This is a genomic window from Streptomyces sp. NRRL WC-3742 (assembly GCF_000720635.1).
Lineage (GTDB): Bacteria > Actinomycetota > Actinomycetes > Streptomycetales > Streptomycetaceae > Kitasatospora.
On sequence record NZ_JOCF01000055.1, the window covers coordinates 26,598 to 46,599 of the forward strand.

General features: G+C 73.7%; 18 protein-coding genes and 1 pseudogene. 9 read left to right on the plus strand and 10 right to left on the minus strand.

All coding sequences use genetic code 11. The annotated features are described in order from the left end of the window. Window positions 1-31 precede the first annotated feature (31 nt). The gene (locus IH61_RS0127275) at window positions 32-835 is read left to right on the plus strand and encodes an inositol monophosphatase family protein (RefSeq protein WP_031074487.1); all 804 of its coding nucleotides are present in this window, start codon (window positions 32-34) and stop codon (window positions 833-835) included. Here IH61_RS0127275 and IH61_RS0127280 read toward each other — a convergent pair. From IH61_RS0127280 to IH61_RS0127310, 7 genes are all read right to left on the minus strand, one after another. Continuing rightward, complete coding sequence (locus IH61_RS0127280; RefSeq protein WP_051838092.1) at window positions 828-1,745, minus strand: amidohydrolase family protein; 918 nt, start codon at window positions 1,743-1,745, stop codon at window positions 828-830. The two genes, IH61_RS0127275 and IH61_RS0127280, sit on opposite strands and share 8 nt — an antisense overlap. After that, a complete protein-coding gene (locus tag IH61_RS0127285) occupies window positions 1,742-3,376 on the minus strand; it encodes an acyl-CoA dehydrogenase family protein (protein WP_031074491.1) in 1,635 nt (544 codons plus the stop codon). Before IH61_RS0127285 ends, IH61_RS0127280 begins: the two co-directional genes overlap by 4 nt. After that, complete coding sequence (locus IH61_RS0127290; RefSeq protein ID WP_031074493.1) at window positions 3,360-3,977, minus strand: TetR/AcrR family transcriptional regulator; 618 nt, start codon at window positions 3,975-3,977, stop codon at window positions 3,360-3,362. Before IH61_RS0127290 ends, IH61_RS0127285 begins: the two co-directional genes overlap by 17 nt. 150 nt (window positions 3,978-4,127) lie before the next feature. Beyond that, complete coding sequence (locus IH61_RS0127295) at window positions 4,128-5,630, minus strand: S28 family serine protease (RefSeq protein ID WP_234327349.1); 1,503 nt, start codon at window positions 5,628-5,630, stop codon at window positions 4,128-4,130. Window positions 5,631-5,666: 36 nt separating this feature from the next. Continuing rightward, entirely contained in the window at window positions 5,667-6,554 is an 888-nt protein-coding gene (locus tag IH61_RS0127300) for a S1 family peptidase (RefSeq protein ID WP_031074497.1), read from the minus strand. 168 nt (window positions 6,555-6,722) lie between these two features. After that, on the minus strand, window positions 6,723-7,550 hold the full coding sequence (locus tag IH61_RS0127305) for a S1 family peptidase (RefSeq protein WP_031074499.1): 828 nt from the start codon (window positions 7,548-7,550) through the stop codon (window positions 6,723-6,725). Between the two features lie 129 nt (window positions 7,551-7,679). Then, the gene (locus IH61_RS0127310; protein ID WP_031074502.1) at window positions 7,680-8,318 is read right to left on the minus strand and encodes a TetR family transcriptional regulator; all 639 of its coding nucleotides are present in this window, start codon (window positions 8,316-8,318) and stop codon (window positions 7,680-7,682) included. Window positions 8,319-8,454: 136 nt separating this feature from the next. Between IH61_RS0127310 and IH61_RS47200 the strand changes: the two genes are divergently transcribed. From IH61_RS47200 to IH61_RS0127325, 3 genes are all read left to right on the plus strand, one after another. Then, the gene (locus IH61_RS47200; protein ID WP_158845343.1) at window positions 8,455-8,610 is read left to right on the plus strand and encodes a hypothetical protein; all 156 of its coding nucleotides are present in this window, start codon (window positions 8,455-8,457) and stop codon (window positions 8,608-8,610) included. A gap of 12 nt (window positions 8,611-8,622) precedes the next feature. Next, the gene (locus tag IH61_RS0127320) at window positions 8,623-8,895 is read left to right on the plus strand and encodes a hypothetical protein (protein WP_051838093.1); all 273 of its coding nucleotides are present in this window, start codon (window positions 8,623-8,625) and stop codon (window positions 8,893-8,895) included. A gap of 89 nt (window positions 8,896-8,984) precedes the next feature. Continuing rightward, on the plus strand, window positions 8,985-9,854 hold the full coding sequence (locus IH61_RS0127325; RefSeq protein ID WP_051838094.1) for a metallophosphoesterase family protein: 870 nt from the start codon (window positions 8,985-8,987) through the stop codon (window positions 9,852-9,854). A 45-nt stretch (window positions 9,855-9,899) separates the two neighbouring features. Here the strand turns inward: IH61_RS0127325 and IH61_RS0127330 are convergent, their stop codons facing one another. From IH61_RS0127330 to IH61_RS0127340, 3 genes are all read right to left on the minus strand, one after another. Next, window positions 9,900-12,404: an ATP-dependent Clp protease ATP-binding subunit gene (locus tag IH61_RS0127330; RefSeq protein WP_420714003.1), complete on the minus strand. Its 2,505-nt coding sequence runs from the start codon at window positions 12,402-12,404 to the stop codon at window positions 9,900-9,902. A 120-nt stretch (window positions 12,405-12,524) separates the two neighbouring features. Next, window positions 12,525-13,229 carry a VIT1/CCC1 transporter family protein gene (locus tag IH61_RS0127335; RefSeq protein WP_031074511.1) on the minus strand — a complete coding sequence of 235 codons (705 nt, stop codon included), beginning with the start codon at window positions 13,227-13,229 and terminating at the stop codon, window positions 12,525-12,527. A 37-nt stretch (window positions 13,230-13,266) separates the two neighbouring features. After that, window positions 13,267-13,926 (minus strand): HAD family hydrolase, encoded by a 660-nt coding sequence (locus IH61_RS0127340; RefSeq protein WP_031074514.1) that lies wholly within the window; start codon window positions 13,924-13,926, stop codon window positions 13,267-13,269. Window positions 13,927-14,075: 149 nt separating this feature from the next. Between IH61_RS0127340 and IH61_RS0127345 the strand changes: the two genes are divergently transcribed. The 5 genes and pseudogenes from IH61_RS0127345 to IH61_RS48885 all read left to right on the plus strand — a co-directional run bounded on the left by IH61_RS0127345 (window position 14,076) and on the right by IH61_RS48885 (window position 20,001). Further along, window positions 14,076-14,585, plus strand: coding sequence for a hypothetical protein (locus IH61_RS0127345; protein ID WP_051838097.1), 510 nt, complete (start codon window positions 14,076-14,078; stop codon window positions 14,583-14,585). Between the two features lie 110 nt (window positions 14,586-14,695). Further along, window positions 14,696-18,364 (plus strand): FxSxx-COOH system tetratricopeptide repeat protein, encoded by a 3,669-nt coding sequence (gene fxsT, locus IH61_RS41465; protein WP_051838099.1) that lies wholly within the window; start codon window positions 14,696-14,698, stop codon window positions 18,362-18,364. 167 nt (window positions 18,365-18,531) lie between these two features. Further along, a pseudogene (locus IH61_RS50380) lies at window positions 18,532-18,834 on the plus strand (S28 family serine protease); the annotation flags it as partial. A gap of 184 nt (window positions 18,835-19,018) precedes the next feature. Further along, window positions 19,019-19,369, plus strand: a complete 351-nt coding sequence (locus IH61_RS48880) for an ABC transporter ATP-binding protein (RefSeq protein WP_234327350.1) — start codon at window positions 19,019-19,021, stop codon at window positions 19,367-19,369. Then, window positions 19,366-20,001, plus strand: coding sequence for a methyltransferase (locus IH61_RS48885; protein ID WP_031074520.1), 636 nt, complete (start codon window positions 19,366-19,368; stop codon window positions 19,999-20,001). Before IH61_RS48880 ends, IH61_RS48885 begins: the two co-directional genes overlap by 4 nt. The last annotated feature ends 1 nt before the right edge of the window (window position 20,002 follow it).

The window sequence follows — 20,002 nt, forward strand, 5'->3', positions numbered from 1 at the left end:
TCCTGTGAGTAGCGGAGCGAAGGAGACGGCGATGGACCTGTGGACGATGGCGGAGGGCGTGGAGGCGGCGGTGCGCGCGGTCGGCGCGGGGCTGGCGGCGCGTCGGCCCGTCGAGCCCGTTCAGGCGCGGACGGCCGAGGAGGCGGCCGCGGCCTTCGCGGCGGTGGACGGCCCGGCCGCCGCCGAGTTGCGGGAGCTGCTCACCGCGCTGTACCCGACGGCCGGTTGGCTGCCCGAGGAACTGGACGGCTCGGTGCCCGCCGAGGGCGAGTGGTGGATGTGCGACGCGACGGACGGCGCGGTGCAGTACCTGCTCGGGCAGCCGCACTGGGCGGTGACGGCCACGCTGGTGCGCGACGGCCGGGCGGTGCTGGCCGTCGTCCACGCCCCGGAGCTGTTCGGCCGGGGCCGCACCTACCGGGCGGTGCTGGGCGGCGGCGCCCAGCTGGACGGGCGGCCGATCGCGCCGGTGGAGCGGGAGTTGGCGATCACCGTCGCCGCGACCAGCCAGCCGCCGCTGGTCGCGAAGGACCCGGCCGCCCTGCGCCGCGCCGGGGAGTCCCTGTCCGCGATGGCGGGCGCGGTGCTGGCGGTGCGCAACCTCGGCCCGACGGCCCTCCAGGTGGCGCAGGTCGGCTCCGGGCACCTGCCACTGTTCTGGCAGTACGGCGTGGACGCGGGCAACCTGCTGCCCGGGGCCCTGATCGCGCGCGAGGCGGGCGCGGCGGTGACGGACGCCGCCGGGGCGGCCTGGACGGCCGGTTCCGACAGCTTCCTCGCCGCCGCGCCCGGGCTGCACGCGCGGGCGGTGGAGGTCCTGCGGGCGGTCAGCTGAGGCCGGGGCCGAGGTTGACCCCGAGGTTGACCCCGAGGCCGAACAGCTCGGCCGCGTTGTCGTGGCAGACGGCCCGCAGCCACTCCTCCCCCAGCCCCAGCCCGGCCAGCGCCTCCAGCTGGTGGACGTACCGGTAGGGGATGTTGGGGAAGTCGCTGCCGAGAAGCACCCGTTCGCGCAGGGCGCGCAGCCGGGGCAGTTCCTCGCGGGGGAAGGGCTGCTCGGCCTCGACGAAGTCGGTGAAGGCCATGGTGGTGTCCAGCCGCACGGCGGGGTGGCGTTCGGCGAGGTCGAGGAACTCGCCGTACTCGGACATGCCGAGGTGGGCGACGACGAGCACCAGGCGGGGGTGGCGCTTGAGCACCTCGCCGATCGGGCCGGGGCCGGTGAACCGGCCCGCCACCGGCCCGGAGCCGCAGTGGGTGACCACGGGGGTGCCGCTGTCGGCCAACAGGCCCCACACCTCGTCGAGTTCGCGCGCGGCCGGGTCGTAGCCGCCGACCTGGAGGTGGGCCTTGAACACCCGGGCGCCGTCCTCGACGGCCCGGGCCACGTAGGCCCCCGCCCCGGGTTCGGGGAAGAAGGTGGCGGTGTGGAGGCAGTCGGGGGTGCGGGCGGCGAAGTCGGCGGCCCAGGCGTTGAGCCAGGCGGCCATGCCGGGCTTGTGCGGGTAGAGCATCGAGGTGAACGCCCGGACGCCGAACTCCCGCAGCCGCTGGACCCGTTCGGCCTCGGCCTCGCGGTAGGCGATGGGCCAGGGGCGGCCGATGAGCGGGCCGGCCGCGTCGAAGTAGGCCCACACCTTGTCGAGGACGTTCTTGGGCATGAAGTGGGTGTGCACGTCGATCAGCCCGGGCAGGCCGAGGCCCTGCCAGAACTCCCGTACGGCCGCCGATTCCTGAGTGCTCACGCGGGCACCGGCCGGGCGCGGTCGATGACGGCGGCGGTGTCGACGCCGGTCGGCAGGGTGCCGAAGGCGGAGCCCCGGTCGCCGGCGAGGCGGGTGGCGCAGAAGGCGTCGGCGACGGCCGGGTGGCCGTACCGGACGAGCAGGGAGCCCTGGAAGGCCAGGGCCATCGCCTCGACGAGCCGCCGGGTGCGGTACTCGATGTCCGTCAGGTCACCGAGCTGCGCGCGCAGTTCGGCGACGGCCGCGTCCAGTCGGCGGTCGGCTCCGGCGGCGGCGTCGAGTTCGCCGAGGAAGGCTTGCACCGCCTCGGGGCGCCGGGCCATGGCGCGCAGCACGTCCAGGGCGGCGACGTTGCCGGAGCCCTCCCAGATCGAGACCAGGGGCGCCTCGCGGTAGAGCCGGGGCATGCCGGACTCCTCGACGTAGCCGTTGCCGCCCAGGCACTCCAGGGCTTCGGCGGCGTGGGCGGGGCCGCGCTTGCAGACCCAGTACTTGGCGGCGGCCAGGCCCAACCGCCGTACCAGCGCCTCGGTTTCGTCCCCGGCGAGGGCGAGGTCGGTGGCCCGGGCCAGGCGCATGGCGACGATCGTGGCGGCCTCGGACTCCACGACCAGGTCGGCGAGGACGTTGGCCATCAGCGGCTGCTCGACCAGCGCCTTGCCGAACGCCCGCCGGTGCAGGGCGTGGTGGACGGCCCGGGTGGTGGCCTGGCGCATGCCGGAGGCGGCGCCGATGGTGCAGTCGAGGCGGGTCATGTTGACCATCTCGATGATGGTCGGCACGCCCCGGCCCTCCTCGCCGACGAGCCATCCGACGGCGCCGTCGTACTCCAGCTCGGCGGAGGCGTTGGACTTGTTGCCGAGCTTGTCCTTGAGCCGCATCAGCTGGAGCCGGTTGCGGCTGCCGTCGGGCAGGACGCGCGGCAGCGCGAAGCAGCTGAGCCCGCCGGGGGCCTGGGCCAGGGTGAGGAAGAGGTCGGACATGGGCGCGGAGGTGAACCACTTGTGCCCGGTGAGGCGGTAGGTGCCGTCGGGCTGGGGGGCGGCGACGGTGGTGTTGGTGCGGACGTCCGAGCCGCCCTGCTTCTCGGTCATCGACATGCCGGCGATCAGCCCGCGCTTGGTGCGCGGCTCGCGTAGCCCGAAGTCGTACTCCTTCGAGGCCAGCAGCGGCTCCAACTCGGCGGCCAGGGACGGATTGGCGCGCAGGGCGGGGACGGCGGCGTAGGTCATGGAGACGGGGCAGGTGTGGCCGGCCTCGACCTGGCCCCAGACGTAGAACTTCGCGGCGCGGGCGGAGTGCGCGCCCGGCCGTTCCTCGCGCCAGGGCGCGGCGTGCAGGCCGTGGGAGACGGCGGTGCGCATCAGCTCGTGCCAGGAGGGGTGGAACTCGACCTCGTCGATGCGGTGGCCGAAGCGGTCGTGGGTGCGCAGCACGGGCGGGTGCTCGTTGGCCAGGCGGCCGTGTTCGGCGGCCTCCTCGGAGCCGGCGAGGCGGCCGAGTTCGCGCAGTTCGGGTTCGGCCCAGTCGGCGCCGGCGCGGTGCAGGGCGTCGAGCAGGGTCGGGTCGGCGGCGGTGTCGTGTCCGTACGGCAGGGGCACCTGGTTGGTGACCTCATGCGTCGCTGTCATCGCGTCCTCCCAGGGCACGAAGGGTGAAGGAGACCAGGGCGGGGACCACCTCGGAGGCGGCCCGGTCGGTGGGGTCGGCGAGCGGTCCGGCGAGGGCTTCGCCGACGGCGCCGACGAGGGCGGCGGCGGTCAGCACCGGGTCCTGCTCGGGGAGTTCGCCGGCGGCGAGGGCGGCGGCGATCTCGGTGGCGATCACGTCGCGGAAGGCCCGCCGGAAGACGAGGCGTTCGCCGTCGACCACGGCGTCGGCGGGTTCGACGAGCAGGGCGTACGCGAGGCGGGGGACGCGCAGGGCGCGGGCGGCGAAGGTCTCGACGACGGCGGCGACGCGGCGTTGCGGGGTGTCCTGGCGGGCGAGGGCCTCGTGGACGGCGGCGATCTCCCGGTTCACGACACGGCGGAACAGCTCGACGGAGAGCTCGGCCTTGTTGGCGAAGTGCTGGTAGAGGCTGCCGGTGGCGATCCCGGCGCGGTCGGCGACGGCGGCCATGGTGCAGCCGCCGTAGCCGCGGTCGGCGAGCAGGAGTACGGCCGACTGCAGCACGGTCTCGCGCTGGGCGTCCAGGCGGGCTTGGACGGCGGGGGTGCGTCGGTAGGCCATGGAAAGCATTGAAGCACCGATTCAACGCTTCAGGAAGACGCACTTCAGGAAGGACGCGCTCCAGGAAGGGCACACCTCGGAAACGACCCGGGAACACGAGGAGGCCACCCCCTCGCCCGGGGGTGGCCTCCTGTGCGAGAACGCGGCGCCCTACAGCGGGCGGCGCTCCTCATCCAGCTTCTGGCCCTCGACATCGAGCGGGCCGAACGCCGGGATCAGCTGCGGGGACTTGGTCAGCGAGCGGGCCGCGGGGGCCTGCTCGCCGAGGCCGGCCCACTCCAGCACCTTGGCGGTCGCCTCGGCCGACTGCGCGGCGGGCAGCTTGCCGATGTTGGAGCCGTGGTTGCCGCCGGGCACGGTGTAGACGTAGCTGTCGTTCTCCTCGTCGGGGCGGAACGGCTTGGCGCCCCACGGGTCGTTGCCGCCGTAGACGTAGATGATCCGCTCGGCGTCGCGCTTCACCCAGCGGTCGATGTCACGCATCGCGTACGGGTTGAAGCCGGGGACGTTGACGTCCTTGGAGATGTAGGAGCGGGCGGAGTACAGCTCCTTGTAGTCGCAGTGCAGCAGGTCCTTGATGTTCGAGACGTCGAAGAACGGCTGCCCCAGCTCGGTGGCCGCCTGGTAGTAGTACGCGGTGTACTTCGCCAGGCCCTGGTCGCTGTTGCCGGTGGCGCCCACCTGGGCGTCGTACCAGGCGAACAGCTCGTCGTCGGTCGCGGTGGCCGCGACCGGGACCTTGGCGCAGTCGGCCTCCAGGCTGTACTGCCAGAACGACCAGACGGTGTCCAGCACGCCGCCCTCGTAGGCGCGGTCCGCGCTGCCGACGGTGGTGAAGGTGGAGCCGGCCGCCTTGTTCGCCGCGTCGAAGCGGGTCTCCATGCGGTCGCGGCGCACCAGCAGCTCGCGCTGGGCGGCCGAGAGGCGGTTGCGGCACTCGGGGGTGCCGACGGTCTGGAAGAACTTGCTGTAGGCGGAGTAGTCGTCCACGTCGGTGTTGTTCGGCGCGACGTAGGCGACCGTGCCGGCCATGTCGTCCGGGTAGAACCGGCGGTAGTAGGTGGAGGACATGCCGCCCTTGCTGGCGCCGGTGGAGAGCCACTCCTGGTCGTAGATCCGCTTGAGGGCGGTCACCAGCTTGTGGGAGTCGGCGGCCTGCTGGCGGATGCCGGCCTTGGTCCAGTCGGCGGGCTCGGGGCGCGAGGGGGTGAAGAAGCGGTACTCGATGGAGACCTGGTTGCCGTCCACCAGCCGGGTGGGCTCGGTGCGGGAGGGGTTGGTGCCCAGGGTGTAGCCGTTGGTGTAGAAGACGGTCGGGCGGTCGTAGCCGCGGTGCAGGAGGGTGAACCGCTGCTGGAAGCTGCCCAGCCAGGGGCGGAAGTGGTCGATCGGCTGGGTGTACGTGGCGACGAAGTAGCGGTGGCCGGTGGTGGTCGGCTTCTCCTCCGTGACGGTGACGCCGGGGATCGCCGCGAGGCGGTCCTTGATGTCGGCGTTCGGGTCGTCGGCGGGGCTGTGGCCGTGGGCGGCCGCGGCCGCACCGCCGTCCGCCGCCAGCGCGGGGCCCGCCAGACCGCCGCCCATCACCAGGACCGGGGTCAGCGCGGCGGCGACCAGCAGACCTCTGAACCTGGCTATCGACTTGGTGCTCATCAACTCTCCATCTGATCAACGGACATGACAGGTGTGCTACGGGCGGGGCAGGGCGCAGCCGGCCCTCGTCAGGTCGAGCCGGTTGCCGGGGCCGAAGCAGGCGGGGATGCCGTAGGTCTCCTGGGCGTAGCCGATGCCCTGGTGCACCGTCACGTTGCCGGACTGGTCGACCTCGCACGGGTTGTTGAGGGTGCAGCTCTCGCCGCTCTCGTTGATCGTGTTGTTGACCGCGACGAGCAGGCCCGTCGAGGCGTCGACCACCGGGGAGCCGGAGGTGCCGCCGATGACGTTGCAGCCGGAGGTGTAGCGGACGGAGTCCTTGAAGGTCCAGTCCGCTTCCTTGAGCCGGTAGGCGAAGCCGTCGACCGAGCAGGAGTAGATCTTCTTCCAGTACCCGGAGACGACGCGGATGTCGGCGCCCCGGACGGGGTGGGTGTCGGCGACGGTCAGCGCGGAGATGCCGTACTTGGACTTGATCGCGGCGTAGGTGGTGCTCAGCTGGTAGATCGACACGTCGGTGTCGGTCATGGCGCCGTAGACCACCTTGGTGGCCCGCAGCGTGGCGAGCTTGCCACCGCCGGCACTGAGGAGGCTGAAGGTCCGGCTGGAGGGCTGGTTGGTGACGACCTGCCCGGGGCCGGGCATGCCGGACTCCAGGCAGTGGCCGTTGGAGAGCACCAGCGCCGGGTCGGTCGGGGCCGAGTTCGGCATCCGGACGACCGAGCCGGAGCAGTTGCTCAGGGCCACCGTCCCGGCGAAGGAGACGGCACTGAGCGGGGCGGCGCTGACCTGGTCGGCACTGAGCGGGGCGGCGTCGACCTGGGCGGCGCCGGCCGGGGCGGCCTGGGCGGGGGCGGCTCCTGCCAGGGCGGTGCCTCCGGCGAGGGCGAGCGCGGCGAGCGTGCCTATGAGCGGCTTCTTCATGAGAGACCTCTCGGTGATGTGGGGGTCCGCCAAACCTGGCGCGGACATGACCCGCTGTCAAGAGTCACCACGTGACCTGGACGCCGCCCCCGCCGGACGGCGGGTGGCCCGTCGGAGTGAAGGCGCCGGTCAGCGGCACACCTCTGCCGCCGACCGGCGCCTTCGGGTTCACGGGCGGGGCAGGGCGCAGTTGGGCAGCGTCAGGTCCAGCTGGTTGCCCGGGCCGAAGCAGGCCGGGATGAGGTACGTCTCCTGGGCGTAGCCGATGCCCGGGTGCACCGTCACGTTGCCGGACCGGTCGACCTCGCACGGGTTGTTGAGGGTGCAGCTCTCGCCGCTCTCGTTGATCGTGTTGTTCACGGCGACGAGCAGGCCCGTCGAGGCGTCGACCACCGGGGAGCCGGAGGTGCCGCCGATGACGTTGCAGCCGGAGGTGTAACGGACGGAGTCCTTGAACGTCCAGTCCGCCTCGTTGAGTTGGTAGGCGAAGCCGTCGACCGAGCAGGAGTAGATCTTCTTCCAGTACCCGGAGACGACGCGGATGTCGGCGCCCTGGGCGGGGTGGGTGTCGGCGACGGTCAGCGGCGCGATCCCGTACTGCGCCTGGATCGTGGCGTAGTCGGTGTCGAGCTGGTAGATCGTCACGTCGGTGTCGGTCATCGCGCTGTAGACGACCTGGGTCGCCGTCAGGGTCGCGAGGTCGCTGCCGTCCGGGTTGAGCAGGGTGAAGGTCCGGCTGGACGGCTGGTTGGTGACGACCTGCCCGGGGCCGGGCATGCCGGACTCCAGGCAGTGGCCGTTGGAGAGCACCAGGGCCGGGTCGGTCGGGGCCGAGTTCGGCATCCGGACGACCGAGCCGGAGCAGTTGCTCAGGGCCACCGTCCCGGCGAAGGAGACGGCGTCGACGGGGTCGGCGTGAGCGGGGGCGGCGCCCGCCAGGGCGGTTCCTCCGGCGAGGGCGAGCGCGGCGAGCGTGCCGATGAGCGGCTTCTTCATGAGAGACCTCTCGGTGTGGGGGTCCACCAAACTTGTCGCGGACATGACCCACTGTCAAGAGTCAATACGCGCCCCGGACGCCGTCCCCACCGAGCCGCTCACACCCCTTCCGGCACGAACCGGAATGCCTCAACTCCCCTGCCAGTGGCGCCGACCGAGGCTGATCAGGCGCAACTGCATCCGGGCGGTGGCGGCGATCCGATCGACCCGCCCCGGATCGGACTCCGACGCCTCCAGCCCCTCCAGGAAGGCGGCGGCCGTGGACACCATGTGGTCCACGTACAGCTCGGCGAGCATCCTCAACTCCTGCGGACCCCAGCCCGGCAGCGCCGGCTGCAGCGCCAGCGCCTCGCCGACCTCGGTGGCGAACCGGCCGAGTTCGGCGTCGATGGCCTCGCGCACCCGCCGCACGCCGCCGTGCCGCTCACGCGCCAGGAACCGTACGTGCGAACGGTGTTCACGCACGTGCAGCTCGATGACCGCCACCGCGCGGTCGATCATCTCCTCGGCGCCACCGGCCTCGGCGAGCACCGAGCGGATCATCACGTGCAGGCTGGCCAGCGACTCCTCGACCAGGGCGACGCCGAGCGCGGCCAGGTCGGGGAAGTGGCGGTAGAAGGCGGCCGGGGAGAGCCCGGCCTCGCGGGTGACCTCGCGCACGCCCAGGCTCGCCAGGTTCTGATCGGCCAGCAGGTGCAGGCCCGCGTCCATCAGGGCGCGCCGGCTCTGCTGCTTCTGGGCCTGCCTGGGCCCCACGGTGTGACTCACGCCATTCAGTAAACAGTCGTTTGCCGAAATTGGCCAGCGGGCGTACAGTGAGGGCCGAACTCAGTGAACACTTGTCAACCGAAACCGGCGGCCACCGACCGCCGCTTCGGCACCGGCACCCCTGGAGGAGTCAGCCGTGATCCTGCTCTCCGCCCTCGTCGCCATGGGCGTCCTGATCGGCACCGCCGCGCACACCTCGCTCCCGGTCTTCCTCACCGCCTCCGCCGCCATCACCGCCTGGCTGCTCGCCTTCGGCGCCCGCGAGGGCATCGCCCGCCTGCGCCGCCACTGAGAGGACCCCACCATGAGCACCGTCGCCGCGCCCCGGACCCGCCCCGACTCCGCCGAGGCCGACGGCCTGGCCGTCGCCTCCTTCCTGCTCGGCCTGCCCGGGCTGCTCCTCTTCAACATCGTCCTGGGCCCGCTCGCCATCACCCTGGGCACCCTCGCCCTCGTCCGCGGCACCCGCCGACGCGCCCGGGCCGTGCTCGGGCTGGCGCTCGGCGTCGCCTCCCTGGCGATCCTGGCCGTCACCACCCTCACCTCGCACGGCGTGCTGATGGACTTCCACTCCTAAGGCCCTACTCCTTCACCGGAGTTCACGCCCGCGAACCGTACGCGTCGTAGGGTGGCGGGGAGACGGCCTGGTGACCACAGGGGGCGGCAGTGACGACCGAGGACCACAGAGACGCGACGCCGGCGGACGGCGGCGGGCGGCTGCTCGCGGTGAGCGACCTGCACATCTCGTACCAGGAGAACCGCGACCTGGTCGAGAAGCTCCAGCCCGGCCACCCCGAGGACTGGCTGATCGTCGCCGGGGACGTCGCCGAGCACTCCGCCAGCATCGAGTGGGCCCTGGGCCTGCTCGCCGAGCGCTTCGCCCGCGTCATCTGGGCGCCCGGCAACCACGAGCTGTGGACCCACCCCGAGGACGCCGTGCAGCTGCGCGGGGTCGCCCGCTACGAGCACCTGGTGGAGCTCTGCCGCCGCCTGGGCGTCCTCACCCCGGAGGACCCGTACCCGGTGTGGACCGGCGCCGGCGGGCCCGTGCGCGTCGCGCCGCTGTTCCTGCTGTACGACTACTCCTTCCGCGCGCCCGGCACCACCACCAAGGAGGAGTCGCTGGCCGCCGCGTACGAGAGCGGCATCGTCTGCGCGGACGAGCGGATGCTCCACCCCGACCCGTACCCCGACCGGGACTCCTGGTGCCGCGACCGTGTCCGCCTCACCGAGGAGCGCCTCGCGGCCTGCGACCCGTCCGTCCCGCTGGTGCTGGTCAACCACTACCCGCTGGTGCGCACCCCCACCGAGATCCTCTGGTACCCGGAGTTCGCCCAGTGGTGCGGCACCGAGCTGACCGCCGACTGGCACCTGCGCTTCCCCGTCGCCACGATGATCTACGGCCATCTGCACATCCCGCGCCGGACGGTCTACGACGGGGTGCCCTTCGAGGAGGTCTCGCTCGGCTACCCGCGCGAGTGGCGCAAGCGGGGGCTGCCCGATCCGCTGCTGCGCGAGGTCTTCCCGGGGGCCTGACCCGGACGCACCCCCCGCGACGGCGGGGGGTGCGACCTCGGGGGATCAGGCGTTCGCCTCCTCGAAGGCCGCCGAGGGCTCCGGCCGGGCCAGGGTGACGGTCAGCTCGCCGTCGCTCACGTCCGCGATCAGGGTGTCCCCCTCGCGGACGGTGCCGTCCAGCAGCAGGTTGGAGATCCGGTTGTCCAGCTCCGACTGGATCGTGCGGCGCAGCGGCCGGGCGCCGAACTCCGGCTGGTAGCCGCGGTTGACGAGGAACTCCTTGGCCGCCTCGGTGACGTCCAGCCCGATGTCCTGGGCCCGCAGGCGGCGCCGGCTGCGCTCCAGCAGCAGGTCGACGACGGAGAGCAGGTCCTTGCGGGTGAGGGCGTGGAAGACGATCACCTCGTCGATCCGGTTGAGGAACTCGGGCCTGAACTGCCCGCGCAGGTCCCGCATCAGGTCGTCCCTGATCTCGTCGACGTTCCCGGAGTGGTCGAGGATGCGCTGCGAGCCGATGTTGCTGGTCATGATCACCACGGTGTTGCGGAAGTCGACCGTGCGCCCCTGGGAGTCGGTCAGCCGGCCGTCGTCCAGCACCTGGAGCAGCAGGTTGAAGACGTCCGGGTGTGCCTTCTCCACCTCGTCGAAGAGCAGCACGCTGTACGGCTTGCGGCGCACGGCCTCGGTCAGCTGCCCGGCCTCCTCGTAGCCGACGTACCCGGGCGGGGAGCCGACCAGCCGGGAGACGGTGTGCTTCTCCTGGAACTCGCTCATGTCGAAGCGGATCATCCGGTCCGGGTCGCCGAAGAGCAACGCGGCCAGGGCCTTGGCGAGTTCGGTCTTGCCGACGCCGGTCGGGCCGAGGAAGAGGAAGGAGCCGGTCGGACGGTCCGGGTCCCCCATGCCGGCCCGGCCCCGGCGCACGGCCTGGGCGACGGCGGTGACGGCCTCGTCCTGGCCGATCACCTTCTCGTGCAGGTGGTCCTCCAGCCTGAGCAGCCGCTCCTTCTCCGTCGCGTTCAGCTCCGCGACGGGGATGCCCGTCCGGGAGGAGAGCACCTGGGCGATGTCGTCCGCGGTGACGTCCACCACCTCCTCGCGGGACTCGGCGATCGCCGCCAACTCGTCCTCGGTCTGGCGCAGTTCGGTCTTGAGATTGGCTGCGCGGACGAACTCCTCGTCGGCGACGGCCTCGTCCAGCTCGCGCTTGAGCTTGGTGATGCGGTCGTGGACGCCGCTCGCCTCGGTGGAGCCGCTCAGGCTGCGCAGCCGCACCCGGGCGCCGGCCTGGTCGAGCAGGTCGATCGCCTTGTCGGGCAGGAAGCGGTCGCTGACGTAGCGGTCGGAGAGGGTTGCGGCGGCGTCCAGCGCCTCGTCGCTGAAGCGCACCTGGTGGTGCGCCTCGTACGCGTCGCGCAGGCCCTGGAGGATCTCGATCGTCTCCTCCACGCTCGGCTCGGGCACCAGCACCGGCTGGAAGCGGCGCTCCAGCGCGGCGTCCTTCTCCACGTGCCTGCGGTACTCGTCCAGGGTGGTCGCGCCGACCACGCTCAACTCGCCCCGCGCCAGGGCGGGTTTGAGGATGTTCCCGGCGTCCATCGAGCCCTCGCCGCCACCGCCCGCGCCGACCACGGTGTGCAGCTCGTCCAGGAAGAGGATCACGCTCTTCTCGGCGGCGGTGACCTCGTCGATCACGTTCTTGAGCCGCTCCTCGAACTCGCCCCGGTACTTGGAGCCGGCGACCAGCGCGGTGAGGTCGAGGGAGACGACGCGCTTGTCCGCGAGGCTCCGCGGCACGTCCCCGGAGACGATGCGCTGCGCCAGGCCCTCGACGATCGCGGTCTTGCCGACGCCGGGCTCGCCGATCAGCACCGGGTTGTTCTTGGTCCGGCGGGAGAGGATCTCGACGGTCTGCTCGATCTCCTCGGCCCGGCCGACCACCGGGTCCAGCCGGCCCGAGCGCGCCTCCTCGGTGAGGTCGCGGCCGTACTCGTCCAGGGTCGGGGTCTCGCTCGGGTTCGCGCCCGTGCTGCTGCGCTCCCCGCCGACGCCCCGGCCGTCCAGCACCGTCTTCAGCGCCTCCTGGGAGGGCGCCGCGTTGCGCAGCGCCGCGCCGCCGCCGGAGCGCTCCTGGTCCAGCAGCGCGCCGAGGAGGTGCTCGGGGCCGATGTACGAGGCGCCGGCCGCCTGGGAGCGGGCGTGGGCGGACAGCAGGGCGCGCTTGGCCGCGGGGGTGAGGGCGGGCTGCCCGTCCACCTCGCCCGGGCCGGTGGGCAGGGCGTGCTCGAGGTCGCCGCCGAGCTGGTCCGGGTCGATGCCCGCGCGCTCCAGCATCCGGCGCGAGGGCTCCACCCGGGTGGCCGCCCAGGCCAGGTGGGCGGTGTCCAGGTCGTTGGTGCCGTCCTCCGCGGCGCGCTGCGCGGCCAGCGCCAGCAGTTCCTGCGAGGACTCGCTGAGCAGCCGCCCGATCGGCACCCTCTGCACGGCGGGCGGGGAGGCCAGCGGGCTCATCCCGAAGAACCGGCTGAGCAGGTCGGAGAACGGATCGTTCGATCCGAACGGGGGCATGGTCACGGCGTTTCACCTCTCCCAAGCGGTTTGCTGCCACACAAACACAGGGCCGCAGCGGCCGCCTGTCGAGCAGGCCCCGGGCTCACCCCCAGTGCTCACCCCGTGCTCACCCCGGGCTCACCCCGTGAGGCTGTCCAGCAGCACGCCGCCGCTGTACGTCACGGCCATCGCCAGCAGCCCGCCCAGGACGTTGCGCAGCACCGCCCGCCCCGCGCCCGCGCCGCCGAGGCGGGCGCTGGCCCAGCCGGAGAGGGTCAGCGCGGCGACCACGGCGGCCACCGTCGCGGGCAGCCGCCACGACTCGGGCGGCAGCAGCACCGCCAGCAGGGGCACCACCGCGCCCAGGGTGAACGCGGCGGCGCTGGCCAGGGCCGCCTCCCAGGGGTTGGTCAACGCCTGCGGGTCGATGCCGAGTTCGCTCTGCGCGTGGGCGGCGAGCGCGTCCCGCTCGGTGAGCGCCACGGCGACCTCCCGGGCCAGCGGGTCGCCCAGGCCACTGCCCCGGTAGTAGTCGGTCAGCTCGTCGAGCTCGCCCTCCGGGTCCTCCGCCAGCTCGCGCCGCTCCTTGGCCAGCGCGGCCCGCTCGGTGTCGCGCTGGGTGCTGACGGAGACGTACTCGCCCGCGGCCATCGACATCGCCCCGGCCAGCAGCCCCGCCACCCCGGCCGCCAGCAGCGCGGTGCGCGAGCCCGCGGCGCCGGCCACGCCCGTCACGATGCCGGCGGTCGACACCACGCCGTCGTTGGCGCCCAGCACCGCCGCGCGCAGCCAGTTCAGCCGTGACGCCAGCTGCGCCCGCGACTCCCCCGTCCGCTCGGCCATCGCGCGCTCCTCGGGGTCGGCCGGATCGTCCCGATCCTCACCCGGCGGCCTCCCGGCCGCCAGCTGAGGGGCGGCGCACCCCATCGGCCCAACCGGCCGCCCCGAGCGCCCGCCTCAGGTCCTCGGGCTCCCGGTACAGGACCCCGGTCATGCCGAGGGCGCGGGCGGCCTCGACGTTCTCCTCGCGGTCGTCGACGAACAGGCAGCGGTGCGCCGGGACGCCCGCGCGTTCGGCGGCGAGCTCGTAGATCCGCCGGTCGGGCTTGGCGCAGCCCACCTCCGAGCTGTTCACCACGGCGTCCGCGAGGTCGGTGAGGCCCATCAGCGCCAGGTCCTCGTCCAGCCAGCGCGTCGCGTTGGTGACCAGCACCACCGGGCCGTGCTTCCGCGCCCGGCGCAGCACTTCCACCACCGCCGGGTCCGCCCGGAACGGCGAGTCCGCGAACGCCCGGGCCAGCCGCCGCGCCCGCCCACCGTCCACGCCCGGCTCCAGGCCGCGCGCGATCGCCTCCACCCACTGCGCCTTGGTGATCCGCCCCAGCAACAGCGGCAGGTCGACCCCGGGCGCGAACCCGACCGCCGCCGTGCTGCCCTCCGGCAGGCCCGCCTCCCGCTCCAGCTCCGCCACCCCGGCCCCGTCGAAGAACCGGATCACGCCGTCCACATCGCACAGCACCGCATCGAATCCCCTGGTCACCGCCCCTTCGTACCACCACCGCCGGGTCCGCGCGGCGGCGGGGTCGCGGGCGGATGTTCGAGACGGCAGTCGCCGCGGGAACCATGGCAGTTGATGAACCGTCACTCCGGGGGCGAGGACCCACCGAACATGACAGGAGGGAGCCGGGAATGCTGCCCGAGGAGCTGAGCGCGCTGGCTGCGGCCACGGCCACGGGGATCGTCCAGGCCGCCGGGACGGACCTGTGGTCGGCCGTACGGGAGCGGGTGGCCCGGCTGTGGCGCCGGGGGCGGTCGGGGGCGGAGCAGGAGGACCGGGCCGAGCGGGCCACGCGGGAGCGGCTGGAGGAGACCGGCCGGGAGCTTGCCGCCGCCGAGGACCGGGCCGCCGCCGACGGGCACTGGCAGGACCGGTGGAGGACCAGGCTGCAGGACTTCCTCGAGGACCTCCCGGTGGAGGAACAGGAGGCCGCCGTCCGCGAGTTGCAGGCGATGCTCGCGGAGACGGGCGCGCAGCCCTCCCCCGGGGTACGGGCCGACCACGGCGGTGTGGCCGCCGGGGGGAACATCCACAACGAGCGCGGTGTGATCGCCGGGAGCATCGAGGGCGACGTCACGATCGGGGGCAACGAGCACGCGGGCACCGACCGCCCTACCCCGCCGGGGCCGGCCCCACGCTGACCGGCTCCGGAGACGAGCACGACCCCGCCGGACCGGCGGGCCAGGCGCACCCCGGCACCTCCCCCGGCCACACCGTCAGCCCCGGCGGGGACATCTCCGTCGACGGCGGCGTGGTCGCGGGCAGCGTCGGCAGCCTCCACCTGCACGGACTCGCCGCGCCCGCGGCCTCCGGCCGTCCCGTCCAGCTCGGCACCGTCCCCGCGCCCGCCGACTGCTACCGCCACCGCCCGTCCGTGGACGGCCGCCTGGCGCAGGGCGGTTCGGCCCTGCTGAGCGGCCCGGCCGGCACCGGCAAGACGCAGGCGGCCGCCCACCACGTCCATCTTGCCCTGCAGGCGGGCGAGTTGGACCTCGTCCTGTGGATCGACGCCTCCAGCCGGGCCGCCATCCTGCGCGCCTACGCCCTCGCGGCCGGGCGCCTGGGCGAGAACGCCCCCGCCGAGGAGGCGCCCGACCGCCTGCTGGCCTGGCTCAACACCACCGACCGCCGCTGGATGGTGGTCCTCGACGGCCTGGCCTCCGCCGGGGACCTCGCCGAACTGCGCCCGGCCCCCTCCGCCACCGGCCGGGTACTGGTCACCACCCGCAGCAGCTCCCAGCGGCTGCGCATGCGCCGCCAGAGCCACGTGCCGGTGGGCCACTTCACCGCCGCCGAGGCCCTCGGCTTCCTGGGCGACCGCCTCGCCGTCCACGATCTCCACGCTCCCGCAGCGGAGTTGGGCACCCTCGCCGAGGGCGAGGAGGGCCACCCCGGGCGGCTGAGCGCGCTCGCCGACCGGCTGGTCGACCTGGCCGCCGCGCCGCCGCCGCACCCGTACGGGCTGCGCCCCGGCCCGGCGGGCCCGGTCCACAACCGCTCTGCTGCCGACTGCCCGCTGTGCGCGCCGCCCGGCGCGGCCGGTACCGCCATCGCGCTGCGGTACGCGCCCGAGGACGTGGTCTGGGCCCGCTGGGTCGACGCCGTCCTGACCCGGGCGGGGCTCCGCACCGTCGCCGAGCCCTCCGACGCACCCGAAACCAGCACCGGCGGCCCCCGCAGCGGGGCCCCGGACCGTACCGTCCTGCTCGTCTCCCCCGCCTCGCTCCGCTCGCCCAGGCCCGCGCCCGCCCCTGCCACCGGCCACGTGGTGGTGGCGAGGATCGACGGCGTCTCCCCGCTCGCCGCCCACCGCGAGCACCCGGGTGTCCCCCTGAGCGGTCCGGACGGCGCCCGCGCCGCCGCCGCGCTGCTCGACGCCCTCGGCGGCGCCCCGCACCCGCCCGACCTCACCGGGCTGCGCTGGCCCGGCTCGGGCGCCGCGCACTTCAAGGTCCCGCTGCGCTACCCCGCCTTCACCGGCCGGCGCGAGGTCCTGGACCGCCTGCACCGCCGGCTCGGCGGCGGGGTGGCCGCCGTGCTGCCCAGCTCGCAGAGCCTCGTCGGGCTCGGCGGGATCGGCAAGACCCAGATCGCGCTGGAGTACGCGCACCGGTTCAAGGCCGAGTACGACCTGATCTGGTGGATCGACGCCGAGCAGCCCGAGCTGATCCCCGCCGCGCTGGCCAACGTCGCCCGCGAACTGCGGCTGCCCGTCGGGGACTCCGTCACGGAGGCGTCCGACGCCGCCCTCGCGGCCCTGCGGCGCGGGGACCCGGCCGAGCGCTGGCTGCTGGTGTTCGACAACGCCGACGCGCCCGCCGACATCGAGCCCTTCCTGCCCGGCGGCTCCGGGCACGTCCTGGTCACCTCCCGCAACCCCGGCTGGACCTCGATGGCCGAAGCCTTCGCGGTGGACGTGTTCACCCGCCGGGAGAGCGTCGAGCACCTGTGCCGGCGCGCCCCGAGCCTGACCGCCCGGGACGCCGACCGGGTCGCGGACGAGCTCGGCGACCTCCCGCTCGCCGTCGAGGTCGCCGCGGCCTGGCTGAACGCCACCGGCATGCCCGTCGACGACTACCTGGTGCAATTGCGCATCGCCGCCTCCCGGGTCCTCCTCCTGGACCGCCCCATCGGACACCCGGCCTCCGTCGCCACCACCTGGAGCGTCTCCATCACCCGGCTGCGCACCGAGGCCCCGGCAGCGGCCAGGCTGCTGCAGCTGTGCGCGTTCTTCGCCCCCGAGCCCATCGCAATGGGGCTGCTCTACAACGAGCAGATGATCGAGGCGCTCGCCCGCTACGACGAGCGCATCGACGGCCTGCTCGCCGTCGCCGAGGCGATCCGGGCGATCGGCCGCTACTCGCTCGCCCGGGTCGACGCCGCCCGCCGGACCGTCCAGCTGCACCGGCTCGTCCAGGCCGTCATCCGCTCCGAGATGACGGAGGACGAGCAGCGCGCCGCCCGGCACGACGTCCACCTCGTCCTGGCCGGGGCCCGGCCTGCCGACGGCGACGACGCCGGCCCCGCCCAGTGGCCCGTCATCGAGGAGATCTGGCCGCACCTGGGCGCCTCCGGCGTCGAGACCTGCGACCTCCCCGCGCCCCGCCAGCTGATGATCGACCGGGTGCGCTACCTGTGGCGCCGCGGCGACCACCGCCACGCCGACGAGCTCAGCTCCGCACTGCTGTCCCTCTGGGCCGGACGGCTCGGCGAGGACGACCCGCAGCACCTGCGGCTGCGCTTCCAGCGCGCCAACGTCCTGCGCTCCCTGGGCCGTCACGGCGAGGCCCTCGCCCTGGACGAGGCCGTCCTCGTCGGCCAGCGGGCCGTCCTCGGCGAGCAGCACCGGCACACCCTGATGACGGCCGGCTCCCTCGCCGCCGACCTCCGCTGCCTCGGCCGCTTCGAGGACGCGCTCACCCTCGACCTCGACACGTACGGCCAGTTCCTGCGGCTCTTCGGCGTCCGCAACGACCGCACCCTCGCCATGGGCCACAACCTGGCCATCGACTACCGGCTCGTCGGGGACAGCCAGGCCGCCCTCGACCTCGACCGGACCACCCTGGAGGGCCGCATCGCCGTCCTCGGCCCGCTGCACCCGTGGACGCTCGTCACCAAGTACTGCGTGGCCAGGGACCTCAGGGACCTCGGCGACTTCCCGACCTCGATCCAGCTCCTGCGGGAGTCCGGCGAGGGCTTCGCCGGCATCCAGGACCCGGAACTGCCCGAGAACCTGCGCAACACCTCCTCCCTCGCCGTCTCCCTGCGCCGCGTCGGCCGGCTGGAGGAGGCCCGCGCCGCCAACGCCGTCACGTACGAGCGGCTCCTGCGCCGCTACGGCGACCACGCGCCCGACACCCTGATCTGCGCGATCAACCTCGCCGCCGACCACAGCGCCGCCGGGGACAACGAGGCCGCCCGCGCCCTCACCGTCCGGGTACAGGCGGCCCACCACCGCCTCTTCGGCCCCGACCACCCCTTCTCCCTACTGTGCGCGGCCAACCTCGCCCTCTACCTGCGCACCAGCGGCGAGGCCCGGGAGGCCGTCGAACGCGGCGAGGAGGTGGTCGCCGCGCTGCGCGAACGCGTCGGCGCCGGACACCCGCTCACCCTCAAGGCGGTGATCAACCTCGCCAACGCCCACAACGACGTAGGCCGCCACAGCGACGCCCTCGCCCTGCAACGCCAGGCCACCACCGCCCTGCACGCCCGCTACGGCCCCGACCACCCCGACGTCCTCGTCTGCACCGCCAACCTCTCCCTCACCCTCCACGCCCTCGGCCACCCCGACGACGCGGCCGCGCTGCACACCCGCGCGCTCGCGGACCTCACCCGGCGCCTTGGCCCCGACCACCCCGACACCCTCACCGCCCGCGCCCACCGCCCGATCGACCGCGACCTCGAATCCCAGCCCGTCTGAGAATCCCGGCCCGGCTGAATTCTCCGTTCCCGACCGATTCGAATTCCTCGGACTCAAGGTGACACGAAGTCGTGGACGGCGGAGGCCGGCAGTACCTGATGGAGTTCCGGCAGCGGGTCGACCACGCCGACCACGCGAAGGGGACGTTCCAGCAGCGGCTCAACCTGGTGCACCGGTTCTTCGCCTCCTCGACGCCGTCCCCGCCCGACTGGGGCACGCTCACCGTCCGGCAGTCGGCGGACGACTACCACGCCGCGGTGTCCGCGCTGAAGCGCCTGTACCGGGGCCCGTGGATCGGCACCGGCTGGAGCAAGGACGGCATGGCCTCCGCCTACCACCGGCGCTTCTACCCGCAGGACGTGGCCGGCACGGTCGCCTACGTGGCGCCGCACGACCTGGACCCCTCCGACAACGGCGCCTACGACCGGTTCCCGGCCACCGTCGACGAGCCGGTGTGCCGGGCGGGCGTGGATCGGGTGAGCCGCCAATTACTGCAGCACCGGGACGAGTTGGCGTCCCGCCTGGACGCCTGGACGCCTGGGCGAAGGCCCGGTCGTTCACCTTCACCCGGACGTTCACCACCACCGACCGGGCGGTGGAGTACCTGGCCATGGAGTCCGTGTTCTCGTACTGGATGCTGTGGGGCGACGCCCGGTGCGGCCTGGTGCCGGTGCCGGAGGCCACCGTCGACACCCTGCCCGCGCCCTCCTGAGCCGCCCCGCCCTGCTGCTGCTCGACGAGCCCACCGCCAGCCTGGACAGCGAGAACGAGACCGCCGTCATGGCCGGGCTGCGCCACCTCCCCGAGCACACCGCCGTCCTCGTCGTCGCCCACCGGCTCTCCACCGTCCGCGACGCCGACCGCATCCTCGTCCTGGACGAGGGCCGGATCGCGGCCTGCGGCGACCACGAGGAACTCGTCCGCACCAGCCCGCGCTACCGCCTGCTGCTCGGCGACCAGATCGACGCCGGCCTCTCCAGCCCTCCCGGAGCAGCCCAACCGTGACCGACGACCTCGCCACCCACCAGTTCGCCGAAGCCGTCAGCGGACTCGCCCCCGCCGCCCTGCGCGCCGCCGCGACCCGCCGCCTCGCCGACCACATCGACGCCGGCCACGACCGCCTCCCCGCCCTCGCCGAACGCACCGGCACCGACCCCGACCTCCTGGAATGCCTCCTGCGCTTCCTCGTCTGCCGCGAGGTCTTCGCCGAGCCCCACCCCGGCGAGTACGGGCTGACGGGCCTCTCCGCCGCCCTCCTCGACGCCCTGATGCGAGCCCGCCCCCACCTGCGCACCACCCTGGTCGACCTCCCCGACGCCGCCCACGCCGCGAACGACCGCCTCACCGCCGCCGGCCACGGCGACCGCTTCACCACCGTCGCCGGCAGCTTCTTCGACCCCCTGCCACCGGGCGCCGACGTCCACACCCTGGTCAACGTCCTCCACAACTGGAACGACGCCGACATCCTGCGCATCCTCCGCCGCTGTGCCCAGGCCGCCGGCCCCCACAGCACCATCCCCGCCTACCGCTCCCTCGCCACCACCGCCACCCTCACCCACACCGCCACCACCCCCCTTCCCTCCGGCCTGCGCGTCCTCACCCTCACCCCCGCCCGATCCGTCTCCCGGGCAGAATGAG

What these genes read in the sequence shown, in the direction of transcription:
- IH61_RS0127300 (WP_031074497.1), bottom strand. Translation starts at nt 6,554, where the DNA reads ATGAAGAAGCCGCTCATAGGCACGCTCGCCGCGCTCGCCCTCGCCGGA.
- IH61_RS0127335 (WP_031074511.1), bottom strand. Translation starts at nt 13,229, where the DNA reads ATGGCCGAGCGGACGGGGGAGTCGCGGGCGCAGCTGGCGTCACGGCTG.
- IH61_RS0127345 (WP_051838097.1), top strand. Translation starts at nt 14,076, where the DNA reads ATGCTGCCCGAGGAGCTGAGCGCGCTGGCTGCGGCCACGGCCACGGGG.
- IH61_RS0127275 (WP_031074487.1), top strand. Translation starts at nt 32, where the DNA reads ATGGACCTGTGGACGATGGCGGAGGGCGTGGAGGCGGCGGTGCGCGCG.
- IH61_RS0127290 (WP_031074493.1), bottom strand. Translation starts at nt 3,977, where the DNA reads ATGGCCTACCGACGCACCCCCGCCGTCCAAGCCCGCCTGGACGCCCAG.
- IH61_RS0127320 (WP_051838093.1), top strand. Translation starts at nt 8,623, where the DNA reads ATGAGCACCGTCGCCGCGCCCCGGACCCGCCCCGACTCCGCCGAGGCC.
- IH61_RS0127295 (WP_234327349.1), bottom strand. Translation starts at nt 5,630, where the DNA reads ATGAGCACCAAGTCGATAGCCAGGTTCAGAGGTCTGCTGGTCGCCGCC.
- IH61_RS0127285 (WP_031074491.1), bottom strand. Translation starts at nt 3,376, where the DNA reads ATGACAGCGACGCATGAGGTCACCAACCAGGTGCCCCTGCCGTACGGA.
- IH61_RS0127330 (WP_420714003.1), bottom strand. Translation starts at nt 12,404, where the DNA reads ATGCCCCCGTTCGGATCGAACGATCCGTTCTCCGACCTGCTCAGCCGG.
- IH61_RS0127305 (WP_031074499.1), bottom strand. Translation starts at nt 7,550, where the DNA reads ATGAAGAAGCCGCTCATCGGCACGCTCGCCGCGCTCGCCCTCGCCGGA.